Here is a 17237-nt window from a genome sequence, read left to right as displayed (position 1 = left end):
CGCGTGGGTCATCCCCCGGCTGCACGGCCGGGCGAAGGCGGGCATGGTGGCCGTCGAGTACGACGAGTACGGCGCCGGGCGCGCGGAGGCCCTGCACGCGCGGCTGTTCGCCGATCTCATGGCGGACCTGGATCTCGACATCCGCTACGGCCGGTACGTGGACGTCGCGCCCGCGCAGGCGCTGGCCACCGTCAATCTGATGTCCGCGCTCGGACTGCGGCGGTCCTCGCGCGGCGCGCTCGTGGGTCATTTCGCCGCGGTGGAGGTGACGTCGTCGCCGGGCTCCCGCAGGCTGGCCCACGCCATGCGGCGGACCGGTGCGGGCGCCGCCGCCGAGCGCTTCTACGCCGAGCACGTGGAGGCCGACGCCGTCCATGAGCAGGTCGTCCGGCACGAGGTCGTCGCCGGACTGCTGGCCGACGAGCCCCATCTGGAGCCCGATGTCGCCTTCGGCGTCCGGGCCACCGTGCTCCTGGAGGACCGGCTGGCGGACTGTCTGCTGGACGCCTGGCGCGCGGGACGCAGCGCCCTGCGCCGCCCGCTGCTCCCGTGACGGAGCCGGGCCTCACCCGACGCGGATGACCGCGATCCCGCCCTTGACGGCGAGCGCCACCCGGCTCCCGTCCGGGTGGAGGGCGGCGACGGGCGACGGTGTGTGGGTCGCCCCGTACGCGCCCTGCCGCCGGGGCAGGGTCAGCTCCGGCCACTGCGCGAGGAGCTCGCCGGTACGGATGTCGAACAGGCGCGGATGCCCGTACAGCGCGAGGACCGCTTCGCCGCATCCGAGGATCGTGCCGATGGGGCCCGGCAGGTCGTTGCGGTACAGCCAGGTCGCCGTGGAGCAGGACCAGACGCCGAGCTGATGCCGGGCCAACTCCCTTTCCTCGTCGACCGAGCCGTCCTCCTCCGGTTCCCCGCCGATGTCGCCGGCCGCCAGGGCCAGTCGGTCGCCGTCGAGCCAGCAGGCGGAGTCCGTCTCGGCGTCGATCAGCGGCCAGTACGTCAGGAGACCCTGTCCGTCCAGCACCGAGGGGTCCGTGAGCGCCCGGTCCAGGTCGTACACCCGGCAGATGCCCGCCGGGTGCCACACCCAGCCGGCCGACATCAGCCACCGGCCGCCCGGACTGATCGTGAGCCGGGAGTGGAAGGGGCTCAGCTCCGGTTCGTCGGGCGCGCCGGCCAGCCGCTCGCCCGTCGCGACGTCCTCGATCCGAAGCCGGTTGTAGCCCTCGGGGCAGTAGACCAGCACCTCCCGGCCGTCGGACAGCGCCCCCAGGCCCACCGGGTGGTCGAAGTCCTCGGCGCGGTAATCGTCCCGGGACAGTTCCCGGACCACCCGACGCCCGTCGAGTAGCAGGCCGTCGGTCCCCCGCTCGCCGTACACCACGGTCCACCGGCCCGACGGCGACGTGACGGCGCGGTCGTACGGCCTGCCGAACCTCCCCCGCTCGCGCCGGTGTTCCGTCCCGTCGGGCGACCAGCGGCGCCAACCGCCCACCGGGTCGAGCAGATCGTCCCCGTCCCAGACGAGAGACCGCACCTCGCCGGTCCGCACCCGTGTCTCGCGCAGCACACCGCCGTCGTTCATCGGAGCCCCCAGGCACGCCGCTCCCCCGGCGGCGTGCCTCCATCATCGCCGACGCGGCCGTCACACGGGGGCGTGTTCCCGGAGCCTGCCGAGCAGTTGGTCGCCGATGCGGGCGACCTCCGGCTTGTACGGGGTGTCGGAGAGGACGAAGTGGGTGATGCCGAGTTCGCGGTAGGCGCGCAGGGCGGCGGCCACCTCGTCCGGGGAGCCGACCAGCCAGGTGGTTCCGGCGCCTCCGCCGCCGACGCGGCCGGGGGTGGTGTAGAGGCAGGAGTCCAGCACCTCGCCGCGTTCGGCGAGGTCGTAGAGCCGTTGCTGGCCGACGGCCCGGCGGCGGCCGTTGTCCATCGTCGAGTCACGCGGCGCGCCGGCCAGTTTCGCGACCTTCGCCTCGGCGTCGTGCCAGGCCTCCTCGGTGGTGTCACGGACCAGCGTCGTGATGCGCAGGCCGAATTCCAGGGGCGCGTGGGTACGGCCCAGGGAGTGGCTCAGCTTCTTGAGGCGGTCGATGCGTTCGGCGACGCCGTCGAGCGGTTCTCCCCAGAAGAGCTGGACGTCGGCCTCGGTGGCGGAGACCGCTTCCGCGGCCGGGGATGCGCCGCCGAAGTAGAGCCTGGGGGTACGGCCGTTCTCGGCGTCGTACGGGCGCGGGCTCACCGTCGAGTCCTCGACGCCGAAGAACTCGCCCCGGAAGGTGACGTGTTCCTCCGTCCAGAGCCGGCGCACGAGTTGGAGGAATTCGCGGGTGCGGTCGTAGCGGCGGGCCGGGTCGCTCTCGCCGTCGCCGTACGCGCCGGCGTTGTCGAGGCCGCTGACGATGTTGACCAGCAGGCGTCCCGCGCTGAGCCGGTCGAGGGTGGCGGCGGCGCTCGCGAAGTGGGCGGGCTGCCAGTAGCCGGGCCGTATCGCCACCAGTGGTTTGAACGTGGTGGTGCGGGCGGCCAGCGCGGTGGCCACGGTGAAGGTGTCCGGCCGGCCCCACCCCGTACCGATGAGGGCTCCGCCCCAGCCGTGCTCCTCGGCGGCGCGGGCGATCTCGGTGGAGAAGCCGAGCGTGCCCCACCCGTCGGCCGTGTCGTCACCGCGGTGTCCTGGCTCGACGGTGTTGGGGATGTACCAGAGGTATTCGTCGCTCATGTCCGTACTCCGAATCGCTGTCGGGCGTTGTGCTGGGCCGGCTTCGGGCGGCCTCGGGCCGGGTCCGGCGCTCCCGCGTCAGCCACGGCGCGCGGGAAGGCCGGTGCCGTGGACGGCGTACCGGTCGATCAGCTCCAGCTCCTCGCCGGTCAGCGGCGGGAACCCGGTCGCGGCCCTGACGTTGTGGTCGAGCTGCCAGGTCGAACTCGCCCCGATGAGGGCGCTGGTGACCTCCGGCCTGCGCAGCACCCACTGGAGCGCCAGTTGGGCGAGCGACTGTCCGCGCCCGGTGGCGATGTCGTTGAGCGCGCGGGCCCGCTCGCGGTAGACGTCGCTGATGTCGTCGGGCGACAGGAAGCGGCTGGTAGCGGCGCGGGCGTCGGCGGGTACGGTGCCGTCCAGGTACTTGTCGGTGAGCAGGCCCTGTGCCAGCGGCGAGTACACGATCACGCCGGCGCCGTCGTCGGCCGCGACCTTGAGCAGGCCTTCGGTCTCGGGGGTCCGGTCGAACAGGGAGTAGCGCGGCTGGTGCAGCAGCAGCGGGACGTTCGCGCGGCGCAGCGACTCGGCGGCCTCGTGGCCCAGTTCGGCGGGGTAGTTCGAGAGACCGGCGTACAGCGCCTTGCCCTGCTCGACCGCGGCGACGAGGGCTCCGACGGTCTCCTCCAGCGGCGTCGTGGGGTCCGGGCGGTGCGAGTAGAAGACGTCGACGTAACTGACGCCGAGGTCGCGCAGGCTGTGGTCGAGCGACGCCAGCAGTGACTTGCGTGAGCCGCCCTTGAGGTAGGGGCTGTCCCCGAGGGCGTTGCCAGCCTTGGTCGAGATCAGGATTTCGTCGCGGTACGGCGCGAGGTCGCTTCTGACGAGGCGTCCGAAGAACTTCTCCGCCGCGCGAAACGGCGGCCCGTAACGGTTGGCGATATCGAAATGTGTGATTCCGAGGTCGAAAGCGCGCAACACGATGTCCCGTTGGGTGTCAAACGGGTAGTCGTCGCCGAACTTCTGCCAGAGACCGAGGGAGAGAGCGGGAAGGGCGAGACCGCTGTTACCTGCGCGGCGGTACGGCAGGTTCTCGTAGCGATCGTCGGCGGCTCGGTAGCCCATGAACGGTGACGCCTTTCTGGAGTGGTGGGAGATGAGGGAGGAGAGGCCGCCGCTCGCGGGCAGCGCGGAGCGCGGTGGGGCGGCGGAGAGCGACAACCCACGGCGAAATACGTCGCGATGGGAAGAAAAGGAGAAAAGGAAGGATTCAGGAAATGGGTGCGAAGGGGGGCGCGACTACGCGTCGGCGCGGACTACAGGTGGGACTGAAGACAGAGCGCGCTGGCCGACCGCAGAAGGTCGACGTGAATGCGCGATACGAGCCTCACACCTGGATGCACCAGGCAAAGGTAGGCGAAGCGAAGGATCCTGGCAATGCGCGAAGTCGGCGGGAACACCTCGCGCGCACCGCCCCGCAGGGCCGCCACGGCCGGGTTGTTGCAGGGTTGTTGCGCCGCGCGGCAAAGGAGCGGGAGAAAAAGTCGGTACGCTCCCCGTTGACTTCGGGGCTTCGGCAGGCGCTCAACTGCCGTCAACAGGGGATGATCCACCATGACCAGCACACCTTCTGCCAACCTGTTCAAACCGCTTGAGGCCGGAGACCCGGCCGTTGTCGGCGGATATCGTCTCGCGGCCGTCCTCGGCACGGGCGGCATGGGAAAGGTGTATCTGACCTATACGCCGGGCGGCCGGCCCATCGCGCTCAAGGTGATCCGGCCGGAGTTCAGCGAGGACCCCGAGTTCCGGCGGCGCTTCCAGCGTGAGGTCCAGTCCGCGCAGCGGGTGCAGGGGCTGTACACCGCGCCGGTCATCGACTCCGACACCGAGGGCTCGCAGCCGTGGCTCGCCACGGCCTATGTGCCCGGTCCGTCCCTCGGGCACGCCGTGGCCCAGCACGGCGCGCTGCCGCTGCGCAGTGTGCTGCTGCTGTCCGTCGGGGTCGCCGAGGCCCTGCATGTGATCCACGGCGCGGGGATCGTCCACCGCGATCTGAAGCCCGCCAACGTGCTTCTCGCCTCCGACGGCCCCCGCGTGATCGACTTCGGTATCGCCCGCGCCGCCGACACCACCGCTCTCACCGGCACCGGCGTAAGCGTGGGCACCCCGTCGTTCATGGCTCCCGAACAGGCGTCGGCCGGTACGGTCAGCCCCGCCACCGACATCTTCGCGCTCGGTCAGATCGCTGCCTACGCGGCGATCGGCTCTCCGGCGTACGGCGAGGGGTCGTCGCACGCGGTGCTCTACCGGATCGTGCACGAGGATCCCGATCTCAGCCGGGTGCCCGCGGAGTTGCTGCCGCTGGTGACCCGCTGTCTGACGCGCGACCCGGCGGGCCGGCCGAGCCTGACGGAGATCATCGAGCTGTGCCACGAGATCTCGCCCGTCCCGTTGCGCCAGGGTGAGGACTGGCTGCCGCAGGCGGTCGCCGGATCGATCACCGAGCGGCTGCGGCTGCCCGAGCCGGCGAAGACCCCGCCACCGCTGCCCACGATGGCGCCGACGCCCACCCAGTACGCGCCGCAGCAGCCCCAGACTCCGCCGCCGACCCAGTTCTCGCCGCAGCACCCGTCGCCCGGCGGGGTGAACCCGTACGCGCCGACCGGCTTCTCGCAGGCCGCCGCGCCGACGCAGAGCACGCCGGGAATTCCCGGCCCGGTGCCGCCGCCCGGCCACCCGATGCAGCCCACGCCCCCGCCGGGTTACGCGACGCGGCCCACCGCTCAGCCCGGCTACCACACCCCGCCGCCGGTCGTCCACGCTCCCTACGCGGGCCCTCAGCAGCCCAAGAAGAAGCGGACCGGGCTGATCGTCGCCGCGTCCGTCGTCGGCGCGATCCTCGTCCTGGGAGTCATCGGCTCGCTGCTGCCGGACGGCTCGGGGAAGGGCGACGAGTCCAAGTCGCCCAGCGGCGGGGGCAGTAGCGCCAGCAGCACCGGCGGCGGTTCCGCCGACGGCGAGGCGTCGGGCACGGACGCGGGCAAGAAGCGCCCGGACCCGAAGCCGGACTCGTACCAGGGCATCGACGTGACGGAGAACTACCAGGTCATGCTCGCCGACAACCCCCCGCGTCCGGCAGAGGGGGATGTCGGCTACGGCGGCGGGGACCTGTACTACTACGTCGACAACATGTTCAGCGACAGCTGGATCGGCACCGACAACGGAAAGTTCATCCTGCTCAACAATTCGCAGAAGGGCTCCCTGGAGACCTGCCGCACGGAGACCCGCTACACCGAGAAAATCACCCTCGACCAGCTCAGTGCCGGGTCCGAGTTCTGCGTACTCAGCGACGCGGGCCACATCGCGGTCGCGACGTACAAGGGCAAGGGCGGGGCCAAGGAATCGACGTACGTCACCTTCGACCTCACGGTCTGGCGCAACGCGGAAGAGGCCAAGGAAGAGGACTGAGCCCACCCCGTCCGGCGCCCGCGGCAGAGCGTGCGCCGGACGGGTGAGCGGGTCGGTGGGATCGGCTCGGCGTGCTGCGGGGCGGGCCCCGGCACCGTATTGGTGGCCTCTTCGGGCAGCGGACGCGGAGGCGGTGATGGGGTGTCGACGACCGAGCCGGTGCGTCCGGGGCCCGCCCAGTGGGGTGCGCTGATCCTGTTCGCCGGGGCCTCGGGCGCGGTGGACGTGCTGGCGTTCATCGCGTTGGGGCGGGTCTTCGCCGGTGTGATGACCGGCAATCTCGTACTGCTGGGACTCTCGCTGACCGGGACCGGCGACGAGGGCGGACCGGCCGCGCCGCTGCTGGCGCTGGGGGGTTACGTGGTGGGCGTCGCGGTCGTGGCGCCCTTCGTCCGGCGGCGGCCCGAGGAGCCGGAGACGCACTGGCCGCGCGCCGTCGTGCGCTGGCTCGCCGTCGAGGTCATCGTCCTGGCGGCCGTCACCGTCGCCTGGGGCGCGGCCGACGGGGCGCCCGCGCAGCCGTGGCTCGACGTCGTACTCGTCGCGGTCGCCGTCGCCATGGGGATGCAGTCCGCCGCGCTGGCCGGGGCGGGCGCGGCGGGCGGGCCGGGGACGTACTTCACCGGCACCCTCACGCAGGTGGTTGTACGCGCCGTCGGCACGGGCGGCGCGCGGCGCGCGGATCTGGGCTCACTGGCCCGGCTGGTCGCGCTCACCGCCGGCGCGTCCGTCGGCGCGCTCGTGTACGCGGCGTCCGCGCCGTGGGCGATGGCCGTACCGCTGCTCTGGGCGTCGGCGGCACTGGCGTGCGCGGCCCTCTCCCCCCGCCCGGACCGGTCCTCCCCCACCGCACCGACGACAGGAGACACCTCATGAAGGCCGTGGTCTACGACGCGTTCGACCGCCGGGCCGACGGCATCGTGAAGGCGGTGCTCCGGCCGTGAGGGCCGGGCGGTCGTCGGCGGTCAGGGCAGCGGGACCGGCGAACCCGGAACGATGAGGCCGCTCTCGTAGGCGATGGCGACGAGGTGCGCCCGGCTGGTGGCGCCGAGTTTGCGCAGGATCCGGTTGACGTGGGTCTTCACGGTGAGGGGGCTCAGGCCGAGGAGTTGGGCGAGCGCGTTGTTGTCGCGCTGGGTCGCGACCAGGGCGAGGATCTGGCGTTCGCGGTCGGAGAGGTGTTCCAGCGCCGAGGGCGGGGCGACGGCGCGGGCGTCGCGGATGTCGAGCGGTGAGCCGGGAGAGGAGATGACCAGTCCTCCCCCGCTCACCAGGTCGAGAGCCGTCACGAAGTGGGCGGCCTCGATGTCCCGGCCGAGGATGCCGGTGAATCCGGCGCGTACGAAGTCCACGATGTCCGAGGTGGGGATGGTGCCGATGACGGCGAGCCGCGTCCAGGCGGTCGCCTGGCGCAGCACCGGCCGGGACGCCGCCACCGGAGGGTCGGGCAGGGCGTCCGCGTCGATGAGCAGGAGATCCGGCCGGAGGGAGGGCAGTTGGGCCAGTGCGTCGGGGAGCCGGGGAGTCTGGGCCTGGAGGGTGAGGCCGGCGGACGCCCCGATGACGCGGGCGTAGGCGTCGCGTACGAGGGCGCGGCCTCCTGTGAGCAGTACCCGGTGCATCTCTCGTCCTTCGGTCGGATGCCGGCTCCGGCGGCCCGTGCCCCGAGGCGTCACCTGAGGCGCACCTCGGGCACGTCGGGCCCAACAGCCCGCCGTGCCCGAGGTGTTGAGGCGATCAGGGGCGGTCAGGGGCGATCCGGGCCGTACCCGCCGCTCGGTCCCGTCAGGCCTGGACCGCGGACTTCGCCGGCTCGGCGGGCCCGGTCTGTGCCGTGTCCTGGCCACCCGTGACGGTCGTGCGTACGGCCGGGATGACGGCCGCGATGGCGGCGGAGACCAGGGCGACGCCGCAGCCGATCAGCAGGGCCGTACGGAAGCCGCTCTCGGAGGCGATGCTGAAGCCGCCGATCTCGGTCGTCATCTGGGAGAGGACCAGGCCGATCACCGCAGCGCCGACCGACGTGCCGAGTGAGCGCATGAGGGTGTTGAAGCTGTTCGCTGCGGCGGTCTCCGAGAGGGGGACGGAGCTCATGATGAGCGCCGGCATGGAACCGTACGCGAGACCCACACCGCTGCTGATCACCATGATCGACACCATGATTCCCCACGCGGAGCCCATCAGCGCGAGTGACAGCCCGTAGCCCGCCGCGATGACCAGGACTCCGCCGAGGAGGGTGACCTTCGGGCCGTAGACGTTGGTCAGCTTGCCGCCGATCGGGGAGACGACCATCATCATCAGGCCGCCGGGCGCCATCCACAGACCGGCCGCGAGGATCGACTGGCCCAGGCCGTAGCCGGTGGCCTCGGGGAACTGGAGCAGCTGAGGCGCCACCAGCATGCTGGCGTACATCGCGAAGCCGACGAAGATCGACGCGATGTTGGTGAGCAGGACCCGGGGACGGGCCGTGGTGCGCAGGTCGACCAGCGGGTCCTTCGTCCGCAGCTCCCACGCTCCCCAGCCGACGAGCAGCACGACGGCGGCGGCGAAGAGACCGAGCGTGGTTCCCGAACTCCAGCCCCAGTCGGCACCCTTGGAGATGGCGAGCAGCAGACTGACCAGACCGGCGCCGAGGGAGATCGCGCCGGGCGCGTCGAACCGCTGCCCCTTGGCGCTGGCCGGCACGCTCGGGATCAGGAACCAGATCAGCGCGCCGATGATCGTGGCAAGAACGGCGGAGCCCCAGAACAACACCCGCCAGTTCGCGTACTGGGCGACCGCCGCGGCGATCGGCAGGCCGAGGCCGCCGCCGATCCCCATGGAGGCGCTGACCAGCGCGATGGACGAGCTGAGCTTCTCCGTGGGTACGACATCACGCAGCAGGGCGATGCCCAGCGGCACCATGCCCATACCCATGCCCTGGAGCCCGCGTCCGATGATCATCGGGATGACGGAGGAGGAGAGGGCGCACACCACGGAGCCCGCGATCAGCGGCACCGAGCAGACAAGAAGCATCGTGCGCTTGCCGACCAGGTCGCCCAGCCGGCCGACCACCGGCACACAGACCGCCGCGACCAGGAGGGTCGTCGTGATCACCCATGTGGCGTTCGACGCGGAGGTGTTGAGGATCTTCGGCAGGTCCGCGATGAGCGGGGTGACCAGCGTCTGCATGATCGCGGCGGTGGTGCCGGCGAGCGCCAGGGTGGCGACCACACCGCCCGGCCGGGAGGTGAGCTGTGGGGCGTCCATGAAGAGGGACTCCTAGGGCTGTCCAACACGAAGGGAACTTGTGCATCATACATATCGTATGTATCGAGCACCTTACATGCAGGATGCATACACGTGAGACGATGGAGTCGGGGCCGTTGCGACGCGGTGCGACAATGGCCCGGCGAGAGAGAGCAGGAGGCGACACAGGCATGGTCGGGGCCACGCACGAGGTCGAGTACGAGCAGATGCTGCTCAGCCGCCACACGTACCTGAATCAGAAGGGCGGACGCCGGAAGGACGGCGTACTGGAGCGCAGCGCGTACATCCTGCTCAGCCGCATCCGCCTCCAGGGGCCGATGTCGATCGGCGAGCTCAGCGACGCGTTCGGGCTCGACGCCTCCACCCTCAACCGGCAGACGGCCGCCGTGATGCGCGCGGGGTTCGTGGAGCGCATCGCGGATCCCGACGGCGGCATGGCGCGCAAGTTCCGGATCACGGAGACCGGCGCGCGGGTGCTCGACGAGGAGCGGGAGGGCATCGTCCGGTCGCTGGACAGGGTCATGGCCGAGTGGCCGGAAGAGGACATCGCCGCGTTCGCCGCGTATCTCAAGCGCTTCAACACGGACATCGAACGGCTCGCAGGAAGGCCGTGGCCGCGCCTCTAGCGCGCCGGCCGCAGGCGAGGCGTGAGCCGCATCCGGCCATCACATTCGACCCTCACCCGGATGGAGTAGTTACGGCGAGGGCGCCGACTCGTGAAGGCGCGTGGCACGCGTCATGGTGGCCGGAGTGGAACCGGATACGCCGACCCGACGAAGGAGCGCTTCCATGGCCAGCTGGACCAAGGACGAACTCAACAGGATCGAGCACGCGGACGAGCTGCGGATCTCCCCTCTGGGCAACAACAACACGACGGGCGATCCGACGACCGTCTGGGTGGTCCGCGAGGGCGACGACCTGCATGTGCGCGCCTATCGCGGTCGTGGCGGCGCCTGGTACCGCGCCGCCACGGCGCGGCACTCGGGCCACATCAGCTCCGGCGGCGTGGACAAGGACGTCATGTTCGTCGAGGAGGACAGCCCGGCGCTCAACGACCGGATCGATGCCGCGTACCGCAGCAAGTACGCCCGCTTCGGGGCCAGTTACGTCGACCCCATGGTGGCCGACGGCGCCCGCGCCGCGACCCTCAAGCTCGTCCCCCGCTGAACCCGGAGCCGGAGCAAAGGACCTCCACATGACCACCATCGCCATCGTCGGAGCGGGCACGGGGCTGGGCGGCGCCGTGGCCCGCCGGTTCGGGCGCGAGGGCTTCGACGTCGCCCTCCTCTCCCGTACGAAGGAGCACGTCGACGCCCTCGCCGCCGATCTCGGCGGTGCGGGGGTGAACGCGCGCGGTTTCGCCGCCGACGTGCACGACCCGGCCGCTCTCGCCGCCGCCCTGGACGCGGCGGCGTCGGACCTCGGCCCGGTCGAGGTCCTGCAGTACAGCCCGATTCCCCACAGGGACTTCATGAAGCCGGTCCTGGAGACGTCCCCGGCGGACATCGAGGGCCCACTGGCGTTCTCGGTCGTCGGGCCGATGACGGCCGTACGGCAGGTACTGCCCGGTATGCGTTCCCTGGGGCGCGGCACGCTGCTGTTCATCAACGGCGGCACCGCCGTCCGGCCGCAGCCCGAGCGCGCGGGCACCTCGATCGCCTTCGCGGCCGAGAGCGCCTACGCGCGGATGCTGCACGACGTCCTCGCCGGTGACGGGATCCACGCGGCGCAGCTCATCATCCCCGGCGCGATCACTCCCGGCGATCCCCGCAAGGATCCGGCCGTGCTCGCCGACATGCTCTGGGGGATGCACCGGGGCCGGGGGGAGTTCCGGCACTACGCCGAGCCCTTGGACGCCTGACCCCACCCTTGCGGACGGGACCGGGCTCGGACCCGGATCAGCCGGCCACCACGCCCAGGCCCCGCTTGACCTGGCGCGTCAGATCGTCGGCCAGGATCTCCGGTGTGCCCTTCGCCAGCCCGTCCAGGGCCTGCGCCGCGACATCGGCCGGGTCGGTCTTCTGCGCGGGATCGATGTGCTCGGCCATGTCGGTGTCCATGTAGCCCACGTGCAGGGCGGACACCTGGATACCGCGCGGCTCCAGCTCCTCACGGATCGAGTCCGTCAGGGACCAGGCCGCGGCCTTGCCCGCGCTGTAGGCGCCGACGCCGGACGGGTGGACCCACGACAGCACGGAGAGGATGTTCAGGATCGAGCCGCCGCCGTTGCCCTCGATGACGGGCGCGAAGGCGCGGGTGACCTGAAGCGTTCCGAAGAAGTGGGTGTCCATCTCCAGCCGGATCCGGTCGAGTTGGCCGTAGACGAGCGGCGTCCCGGTAGAGATGCCCGCGTTGTTCACCAGGAGCGTGGCGTCGGGCGCGGCGGCCACGGCGGCGCGTACGGACTCCGGGTCGGTGATGTCGAGCCGCAGCGGTACGGCGCCGGGCAGATCTACGGTCTCGGGGCGGCGGGCTCCGGCGTAGACCTTGGCGCCGCGCTCCAGCAGTTGCTCGGCGATCCGGCGGCCGAGTCCTCGGTTGGCGCCGGTGACGACCGCCACCGCGTTGTTGAGCTCCATGATCCTCATCCCCTTCATCGCGGGCGGACGACGTCTTGAGGTCGCCGCCACATAATTTAGATTACACCCATCATCTAACGATGGAAGGGCCTGGGGCGTAAGATAGATGTCATCGAACATTTATTCCGGGAGGTGCCCGATGGGCCGCGTATCGAAGGAACAGGCGCAGGAGAACCGCCGTCGGATCGTCGACACCGCCTCCCGCCTCTTCCGCGAACAGGGCACCGCCGGTGTCAGCGTCGCCGACCTGATGAAGGCGGCGGGACTCACCCACGGCGGCTTCTACAAGCACTTCGACTCCAAGGAAGCCCTCGTGGACGAAGCCACCGCCCGCGCGTTCGACGGGGTCGGGACGGGCGACCGGCCGGACGACGACAGCAACACCGACGCCGACACCGGCGCAGGCGCCGCCAAGGACGCGCGGCGGGCGTTTGTCGAGAACTACCTCTCCCCCGAGCACCGCGACGACATGGCCGGCGGCTGCCCCACGGCCGGCCTGGCCACCGACATGGCGCGCGGCGCCACGGGCAGCGCGGCACGCCACACCTACGCCGAAGGGGTCAGGGAGTTCGCGCGGCGCATGGCCGACGACGACGATGACGGCCTCGTCCGCCTCAGCACGATGGTCGGGGCACTGATCCTGGCCCGCGCGGTCAACGGCGACCCGCTCTCCGACGCACTCCTCGCGGCGGCACGCGCGGAGGTGTCGGCCTAGGCCGCGCCCTCGAAGCCCGGCCCGGCCCGCGACGTGACGCCCGGTCAGGCGGATCGCATCAGTCGCCGCCCCGACCGCCCGCGCCAACGCTCAAGATCGCCGACATCGACACCCGTACCCCGTGAAGTACCGGACACAACCTGTCCTCTACCCCTGCCATCGTGGCATACGAGCCGTCCGGGGCCCCCGGTCATGGCAGCCGCCGTCCGACACCGACAGTCGGCGGCGCGCAGGTGTCACATCGAGGCGAGGAGCAGTGCATCACCGTGCGGATGCGGAGACTGGGACGGACCGGCATCGAGGTCAGTGCCTACTGCCTGGGCACCATGGTGTTCGGCAAGATGGGCAATCCGGATCACGACGACTGCGTGCGCATGATCCACCGGGCGCTGGACCAGGGCGTCAACTTCATCGACACCGCCGATGTGTACGGCTACAGCGAGACCGAGGAGATCGTCGGAAAGGCACTCAGGGGACGCCGCGACGAGGTCGTGCTGGCGACCAAGTTCAACGGACCGATGGGCGAGGGCACCAACCGCGGCGGCAGCTCCCGGCGTTGGGTCGTCCAGGCGGTCGAGGGATCGCTGAAGCGGCTGGGGACCGACTACATCGATCTCTACCAGATCCACCACCCCGACCCGCACACCGATGTCGAGGAGACCCTCTCCGCGCTCACCGACCTCGTGCGCGCCGGAAAGGTCCGGGCGATCGGCTCCTCGAATCTGCCGGCTTCGGAGATCGTCGAAGCCCAGTGGGTGTCCGAGCGGCGCGGGCTGCACCGCCTGCGTACCGAGCAGCCGACCTACTCCATCCTCAACCGCGCCGTCGAGCGGGAGATCCTGCCCGTCTGCCACCGCTACGGCCTGGGCGTTCTGGTGTGGAGCCCGCTCGCCATGGGCCTGCTCACCGGCCGCTACCGCAAGAACGCGCCGCGACCCGACAACGCCCGCATGAACTGGGTCTCCCGGCATCTCACCGACGAGCGCAAACTCGACGCGGTCGAGCAACTGCTCATCCTCGCCGAAGAATCCGGCCACTCCCTCACCCACCTGGCCATGGCCTTCGCCACCAGCCACCCCGATGTCACCTCGGCCATCATCGGGCCGCGCACCATGGACCAACTGGACGACCTGCTCGCCGGCGCCTCACTCACCCTCGGCGACGACGTTCTCGACAAGATCGACGCGATCGTCCCGCCCGGCACCGACATCGGCCCGTTGGACGTCTCCTACGTGCCCCCCTCCCTCACCCGTACCGACCTGCGCCGACGCCCGTCCCACGAGCGGGCCGCCGCCCGGCGCGTCCCGCGCTGAGGACTGACAGAAGGTCGCAGGGCCGGCTCATGTCGGCACATGTGCGCCTCATGCCTCGTTTCCCGCCCCCCTGTGGAATCTCCCTGTGGAATCCCGTTATGGAATCCCCCGATGGACTTATGGAAAGGACACGCCCTGTGCGAATCCGACGTACGCGATCCGTGGCGGTCAGCGCATCCGTGGCGCTGCTGTTCTCCGCCGCGGCTGTCGTACCCGCGGTGGCCCAGTCGCAGCCCGCGGGATCCGTGCTCTCCGCCGGTCGCGAACTCACCGCGCTGACGGACCTGTTCGCCGAGCGGCTGCTGGTCGCCGACAAGGTGGCCGCCGCCAAGTACGGCACGGACCGGCCGATCGACGACCCCGCTCGGGAGCGGAAGATCCTCGACGACGTCGCCGACCGGGCCGTCGGGCTCGGGCTGGATCCTGACGTGGTGGTCGCCGTGTTCGGGGACCAGATCGAGGCGAACAAGGTGGTGCAGCGCGGGCTGTACGCGCGCTGGGACGCGCACCCCGACGAGCGGCCCACACAGCGGCCGGACCTCGACAAGGACATCAGGCCGGCACTCGACCGCATCACCACACAGCTGCTCGGCACGCTGGCGGCGACGGAGGACGTGCGGTCCTCGCGGTCGTGCGAGGTGCGCTTGTACGGGGCTGCCGCCCGGTCGGCGTACGGCCATGAGCTGGACGTCCTGCATCTGAAGGGGATGGGGCGGGCGTTGCCCTCGGCCTGCGCACCCGAGAACGCAAGGGATGAACAGGCGTGATGAACATGGCAGATCAGCCGGCGGCCCCGGCCGACAGCCGTGACATGTACGTCGTGCACAACATGCTCCGGCGGGCCTTCGGCGAACCGCCGTCCCCGCGCCTGCACTCCCTTTCCTCGACTCCATGACGGAGCGTGCAGAGACGGATGGTCGAGGACGCCCCCGGCGCACCGAAGGCGTACGAACGCCCACTCCACAGCACCGACAACCCCGCCCACCCGCGCTCGGCCGTGTCGGGTGACACCTCCGCCCCGGCTGCCGGGCGTCAGTCCTGCGGGCCCAGCAGCCGGACCGCGTCGGCGACGACCGTGCCGTCGGCGTCGTTGCTCAGTTCGACGGACGTGGCGAGACCGCCACTGAGCCGGTACGTGCCCAGCGAGATCCACGACCCGCCCCGTGGCTCCGTGGCTCCCGCCACCCGCTGGTCGATCCGCACCGTGTCGATGCCGCCCGCGTGGACGACCGTGTACGGGGCGTCGCTCGCCCGGTTGGCGCCGGGCGGGTAGGACGTCTGGATCTCGTACAGGCCGTCCCGGGGCACCGCCGGACGCCAGCGGACCGTCCGCTCGCCCGAACCGGCGGGCGCCGTACGGTAGTTGCCCGCCCAGTAGCCGGGGTCGGCCGTGGCGGTGGGCCAGCTGCCGGCCACGACCGAGAAGCCCAGCCGGTCGTTGTCCACGACCACCTCGGCGCGTACGTCGGCGGAGCCCGGCGCCTCGATCAGGCTGAGCGAGTCGAGGCCGAGCCGGGTCCCGCCGCCCCGTCCGGTGCCCGCCACCTCGCACCGCACGGTGTGCCGTCCGGCGCGCAGCCGGGTGGCGCCGATCCGGGCCAGGTCGTAGCCGTCCGCCGACTGCGCGGTGGTGTCGATCGTGGAGGCGGGCAGTCTGCTGCCGTTCACGGTGACCGTGGCCAGCGCGCCGTCCGTCGTCCGGTGGTACCGGAGCAGCAGCTCGTAGTCGCCGGTGCGCGGCACCCGGAAGGTGAACTCGGCCGCGCCGCCCACCTGTTCGGGGGTGAGGACAAGCCTCTCGCCACGGCGCGCGAGTGGGTCGGCGACGGTGTCGACCGCGGCGCCCGTCACCTCGCGGTCCGTGTCTGCCAGCGCGATCACGGTCTCCCGGTGGCGGGGGCCGTGGCGCAGGCTGTCGCGGCCCCGGGTCAGCCAGTCGAGGGAGAAGCGGCAGACGTTGACCCGGCGCGGGGCGCTCGCGAGGTCGCCGTCGCAGCCGTACAGCAGCACGATCGTGCCGTCGGAGAGCCGGGCGAGGTCCGAGTAGAAGGAGCGTCGTTCGTTGATGACCCGCTGGTAGCGGTAGGAGGTGCCCTCGTCGTAACTGACCGACACCGTCATGTTGTATCTGACCGGCGAGTCGGGGCGGCTGAACAGCACCCGGTCGGTGTCGCGGCTGCCCGGACCACCGGTGTAGCGCAGCAGTCCGGCGTCGACCGCGTTGAACGAGCCGGTGCCGCCGTCGAACGCCGGCTGCGACCAGGTCAGTCCGTCGTCCGCGCTGACGGAGACGATGCGCTGTCCCTCGCCGCCCGCCGCCGCGCGGCCGTTCACGAGCACGGTACCGTCGGACCGCTGCACCATCCGCGCCTCGTTCATGGGGTACGCGACCTGGACGGGCACTTCACCCGTCGCCTTCCAGGTGGCGCCGTGGTCGTCGCTGTAGATCGGGGCGACGCCGTAGAAGCGCTCCGGCACGGTGTTGCCGACGATCACCCTGCGGTGCGAGCAATTGAGCAGCAGCCGCCCGGACTTGAGCTGGAGACCATGACCGGGACCTGGGCCGTGCAGCGCCCAGTTGTAGGGAAACCCGTCGAACAGACCGGCCAGGTTGCGCACGTTGCCCCAGGTCCGGCCGCTGTCCCGGCTGGAGATCACGTACAGGTCACCGGAGTCGCCCGAGCAGGAGGTGTTCTGCGGCAGCCGGAGCGAGAGCATGTAGAAAAGGAACACCTCGCGTGTCCGACGGTCCACGACCAGCGCCGGGTTGCCCCAGGACTCGCCGCCTTCGGAGGTGACCAGGGGGCGGCTCGCCTCCCAGGTCTCGCCGCCGTCGGTGCTGCGGCGCAGCAGCAGGTCGCGGGGCCCGGCGTCGCACACCTGGTGGCGGCCCTCGGTGACGGCCAGGATGGTGTCGTCGGGCAGTACGGCGAGGGCGTGGACGTGGTAGTTCACGAGCGGGCCCTCGACCGAGTCCCACAGGGTCTGCTCGTGGAAGAACGTGCCGTGCCGGACGGGTGTGGGCCGTCGGTCGGCGGCGTGTGCCACGGATCCCAGGACGCCGCGGCCGAGTGCGGCGGTCGCCGAGACACCAGCGACGCCGAGGGCGAAGGATCTGCGGTTCATGTCGGTGCGCTTCGGTCCGGTTTCGGACATGGTGAGCCACCCCTTTCGGGCGGTACGGAGGAGAGCGAGCCGGCGCGGGGGGT

17 protein-coding genes are annotated in these 17237 nt (G+C 71.2%); 9 read left to right on the top strand and 8 right to left on the bottom strand.

Going from position 1 to position 17237, the window contains the following annotated elements; genetic code table 11:
* Positions 1-553, top strand: a 553-nt coding sequence (locus BHU15_RS38415) for an iron-containing redox enzyme family protein (RefSeq protein WP_255293155.1), incomplete at its 5' end; no start/stop codon positions are given.
* 12 nt (positions 554-565) lie between these two features.
* Here the strand turns inward: BHU15_RS38415 and BHU15_RS20135 are convergent.
* The 4 genes from BHU15_RS20135 to BHU15_RS42160 all read right to left on the bottom strand — a co-directional run bounded on the left by BHU15_RS20135 (position 566) and on the right by BHU15_RS42160 (position 4320).
* Complete coding sequence (locus BHU15_RS20135) at positions 566-1588, bottom strand: hypothetical protein (RefSeq protein ID WP_069628474.1); 1023 nt, start codon at positions 1586-1588, stop codon at positions 566-568.
* A gap of 60 nt (positions 1589-1648) precedes the next feature.
* Positions 1649-2725 (bottom strand): LLM class flavin-dependent oxidoreductase, encoded by a 1077-nt coding sequence (locus BHU15_RS20130; protein ID WP_069628473.1) that lies wholly within the window; start codon positions 2723-2725, stop codon positions 1649-1651.
* 78 nt (positions 2726-2803) lie between these two features.
* On the bottom strand, positions 2804-3829 hold the full coding sequence (locus tag BHU15_RS20125) for an aldo/keto reductase (RefSeq protein ID WP_069628478.1): 1026 nt from the start codon (positions 3827-3829) through the stop codon (positions 2804-2806).
* Positions 3830-4020: 191 nt separating this feature from the next.
* Positions 4021-4320: a putative leader peptide gene (locus BHU15_RS42160; protein ID WP_368483210.1), complete on the bottom strand. Its 300-nt coding sequence runs from the start codon at positions 4318-4320 to the stop codon at positions 4021-4023.
* On the opposite strand from BHU15_RS42160, the gene BHU15_RS20120 reads away from it, so the two are divergent.
* Both BHU15_RS20120 and BHU15_RS20115 read left to right on the top strand, forming a co-directional pair.
* Complete coding sequence (locus BHU15_RS20120) at positions 4319-6172, top strand: serine/threonine protein kinase (protein WP_069628472.1); 1854 nt, start codon at positions 4319-4321, stop codon at positions 6170-6172. The two genes, BHU15_RS42160 and BHU15_RS20120, sit on opposite strands and share 2 nt — an antisense overlap.
* Before the next feature lie 141 nt (positions 6173-6313).
* On the top strand, positions 6314-7048 hold the full coding sequence (locus BHU15_RS20115; RefSeq protein ID WP_069628471.1) for a YoaK family protein: 735 nt from the start codon (positions 6314-6316) through the stop codon (positions 7046-7048).
* Positions 7049-7137: 89 nt separating this feature from the next.
* On the opposite strand, the gene BHU15_RS20110 is transcribed toward BHU15_RS20115, so the two are convergent.
* Positions 7138-7794 carry a response regulator transcription factor gene (locus BHU15_RS20110; RefSeq protein WP_069628470.1) on the bottom strand — a complete coding sequence of 219 codons (657 nt, stop codon included), beginning with the start codon at positions 7792-7794 and terminating at the stop codon, positions 7138-7140.
* A gap of 163 nt (positions 7795-7957) precedes the next feature.
* Positions 7958-9421 (bottom strand): MFS transporter, encoded by a 1464-nt coding sequence (locus BHU15_RS20105; protein ID WP_069628469.1) that lies wholly within the window; start codon positions 9419-9421, stop codon positions 7958-7960.
* 170 nt (positions 9422-9591) lie between these two features.
* Here BHU15_RS20105 and BHU15_RS20100 point away from each other — a divergent pair, with 170 nt between their 5' ends.
* The 3 genes from BHU15_RS20100 (at position 9592) to BHU15_RS20090 (ending at position 11282) form a co-directional block, all read left to right on the top strand.
* On the top strand, positions 9592-10047 hold the full coding sequence (locus BHU15_RS20100) for a MarR family winged helix-turn-helix transcriptional regulator (protein ID WP_069628468.1): 456 nt from the start codon (positions 9592-9594) through the stop codon (positions 10045-10047).
* A 163-nt stretch (positions 10048-10210) separates the two neighbouring features.
* Positions 10211-10588, top strand: coding sequence for a DUF2255 family protein (locus BHU15_RS20095; protein ID WP_069628467.1), 378 nt, complete (start codon positions 10211-10213; stop codon positions 10586-10588).
* Positions 10589-10616: 28 nt separating this feature from the next.
* Complete coding sequence (locus BHU15_RS20090) at positions 10617-11282, top strand: SDR family NAD(P)-dependent oxidoreductase (protein WP_069628466.1); 666 nt, start codon at positions 10617-10619, stop codon at positions 11280-11282.
* Positions 11283-11319: 37 nt separating this feature from the next.
* Here the strand turns inward: BHU15_RS20090 and BHU15_RS20085 are convergent, their stop codons facing one another.
* Positions 11320-12000 (bottom strand): SDR family oxidoreductase, encoded by a 681-nt coding sequence (locus BHU15_RS20085; RefSeq protein ID WP_069628477.1) that lies wholly within the window; start codon positions 11998-12000, stop codon positions 11320-11322.
* Between the two features lie 139 nt (positions 12001-12139).
* Between BHU15_RS20085 and BHU15_RS20080 the strand changes: the two genes are divergently transcribed.
* The 3 genes from BHU15_RS20080 to BHU15_RS20070 all read left to right on the top strand — a co-directional run bounded on the left by BHU15_RS20080 (position 12140) and on the right by BHU15_RS20070 (position 14795).
* On the top strand, positions 12140-12715 hold the full coding sequence (locus BHU15_RS20080) for a TetR family transcriptional regulator (protein WP_069628465.1): 576 nt from the start codon (positions 12140-12142) through the stop codon (positions 12713-12715).
* A gap of 266 nt (positions 12716-12981) precedes the next feature.
* The gene (locus BHU15_RS20075) at positions 12982-14028 is read left to right on the top strand and encodes an aldo/keto reductase (RefSeq protein WP_069628464.1); all 1047 of its coding nucleotides are present in this window, start codon (positions 12982-12984) and stop codon (positions 14026-14028) included.
* Positions 14029-14147: 119 nt separating this feature from the next.
* Positions 14148-14795, top strand: coding sequence for a chorismate mutase (locus tag BHU15_RS20070; RefSeq protein ID WP_069628463.1), 648 nt, complete (start codon positions 14148-14150; stop codon positions 14793-14795).
* A 265-nt stretch (positions 14796-15060) separates the two neighbouring features.
* Here the strand turns inward: BHU15_RS20070 and BHU15_RS20065 are convergent, their stop codons facing one another.
* Entirely contained in the window at positions 15061-17184 is a 2124-nt protein-coding gene (locus tag BHU15_RS20065) for a golvesin C-terminal-like domain-containing protein (RefSeq protein WP_069628462.1), read from the bottom strand.
* Positions 17185-17237: the final 53 nt, after the last annotated feature.

The organism is Streptomyces niveus (genome assembly GCF_001723055.1).
Classification (GTDB): Bacteria; Actinomycetota; Actinomycetes; order Streptomycetales; family Streptomycetaceae; genus Streptomyces; species Streptomyces niveus.
Note: the sequence above shows the minus strand (reverse complement) of the source record. Positions and strands in the feature narration are given on the sequence as shown.

Bases quoted from the DNA above. Each gene is read 5' to 3' on its own strand.
- BHU15_RS20090 (WP_069628466.1), top strand. From the start codon at position 10,617: ATGACCACCATCGCCATCGTCGGAGCGGGCACGGGGCTGGGCGGCGCC.
- BHU15_RS20080 (WP_069628465.1), top strand. From the start codon at position 12,140: ATGGGCCGCGTATCGAAGGAACAGGCGCAGGAGAACCGCCGTCGGATC.
- BHU15_RS20135 (WP_069628474.1), bottom strand. From the start codon at position 1,588: ATGAACGACGGCGGTGTGCTGCGCGAGACACGGGTGCGGACCGGCGAG.
- BHU15_RS42160 (WP_368483210.1), bottom strand. From the start codon at position 4,320: ATGGTGGATCATCCCCTGTTGACGGCAGTTGAGCGCCTGCCGAAGCCC.
- BHU15_RS20130 (WP_069628473.1), bottom strand. From the start codon at position 2,725: ATGAGCGACGAATACCTCTGGTACATCCCCAACACCGTCGAGCCAGGA.
- BHU15_RS20095 (WP_069628467.1), top strand. From the start codon at position 10,211: ATGGCCAGCTGGACCAAGGACGAACTCAACAGGATCGAGCACGCGGAC.
- BHU15_RS20120 (WP_069628472.1), top strand. From the start codon at position 4,319: ATGACCAGCACACCTTCTGCCAACCTGTTCAAACCGCTTGAGGCCGGA.
- BHU15_RS20070 (WP_069628463.1), top strand. From the start codon at position 14,148: ATGGAAAGGACACGCCCTGTGCGAATCCGACGTACGCGATCCGTGGCG.
- BHU15_RS20100 (WP_069628468.1), top strand. From the start codon at position 9,592: ATGGTCGGGGCCACGCACGAGGTCGAGTACGAGCAGATGCTGCTCAGC.
- BHU15_RS20065 (WP_069628462.1), bottom strand. From the start codon at position 17,184: ATGTCCGAAACCGGACCGAAGCGCACCGACATGAACCGCAGATCCTTC.
- BHU15_RS20085 (WP_069628477.1), bottom strand. From the start codon at position 12,000: ATGGAGCTCAACAACGCGGTGGCGGTCGTCACCGGCGCCAACCGAGGA.
- BHU15_RS20105 (WP_069628469.1), bottom strand. From the start codon at position 9,421: ATGGACGCCCCACAGCTCACCTCCCGGCCGGGCGGTGTGGTCGCCACC.
- BHU15_RS20110 (WP_069628470.1), bottom strand. From the start codon at position 7,794: ATGCACCGGGTACTGCTCACAGGAGGCCGCGCCCTCGTACGCGACGCC.
- BHU15_RS20125 (WP_069628478.1), bottom strand. From the start codon at position 3,829: ATGGGCTACCGAGCCGCCGACGATCGCTACGAGAACCTGCCGTACCGC.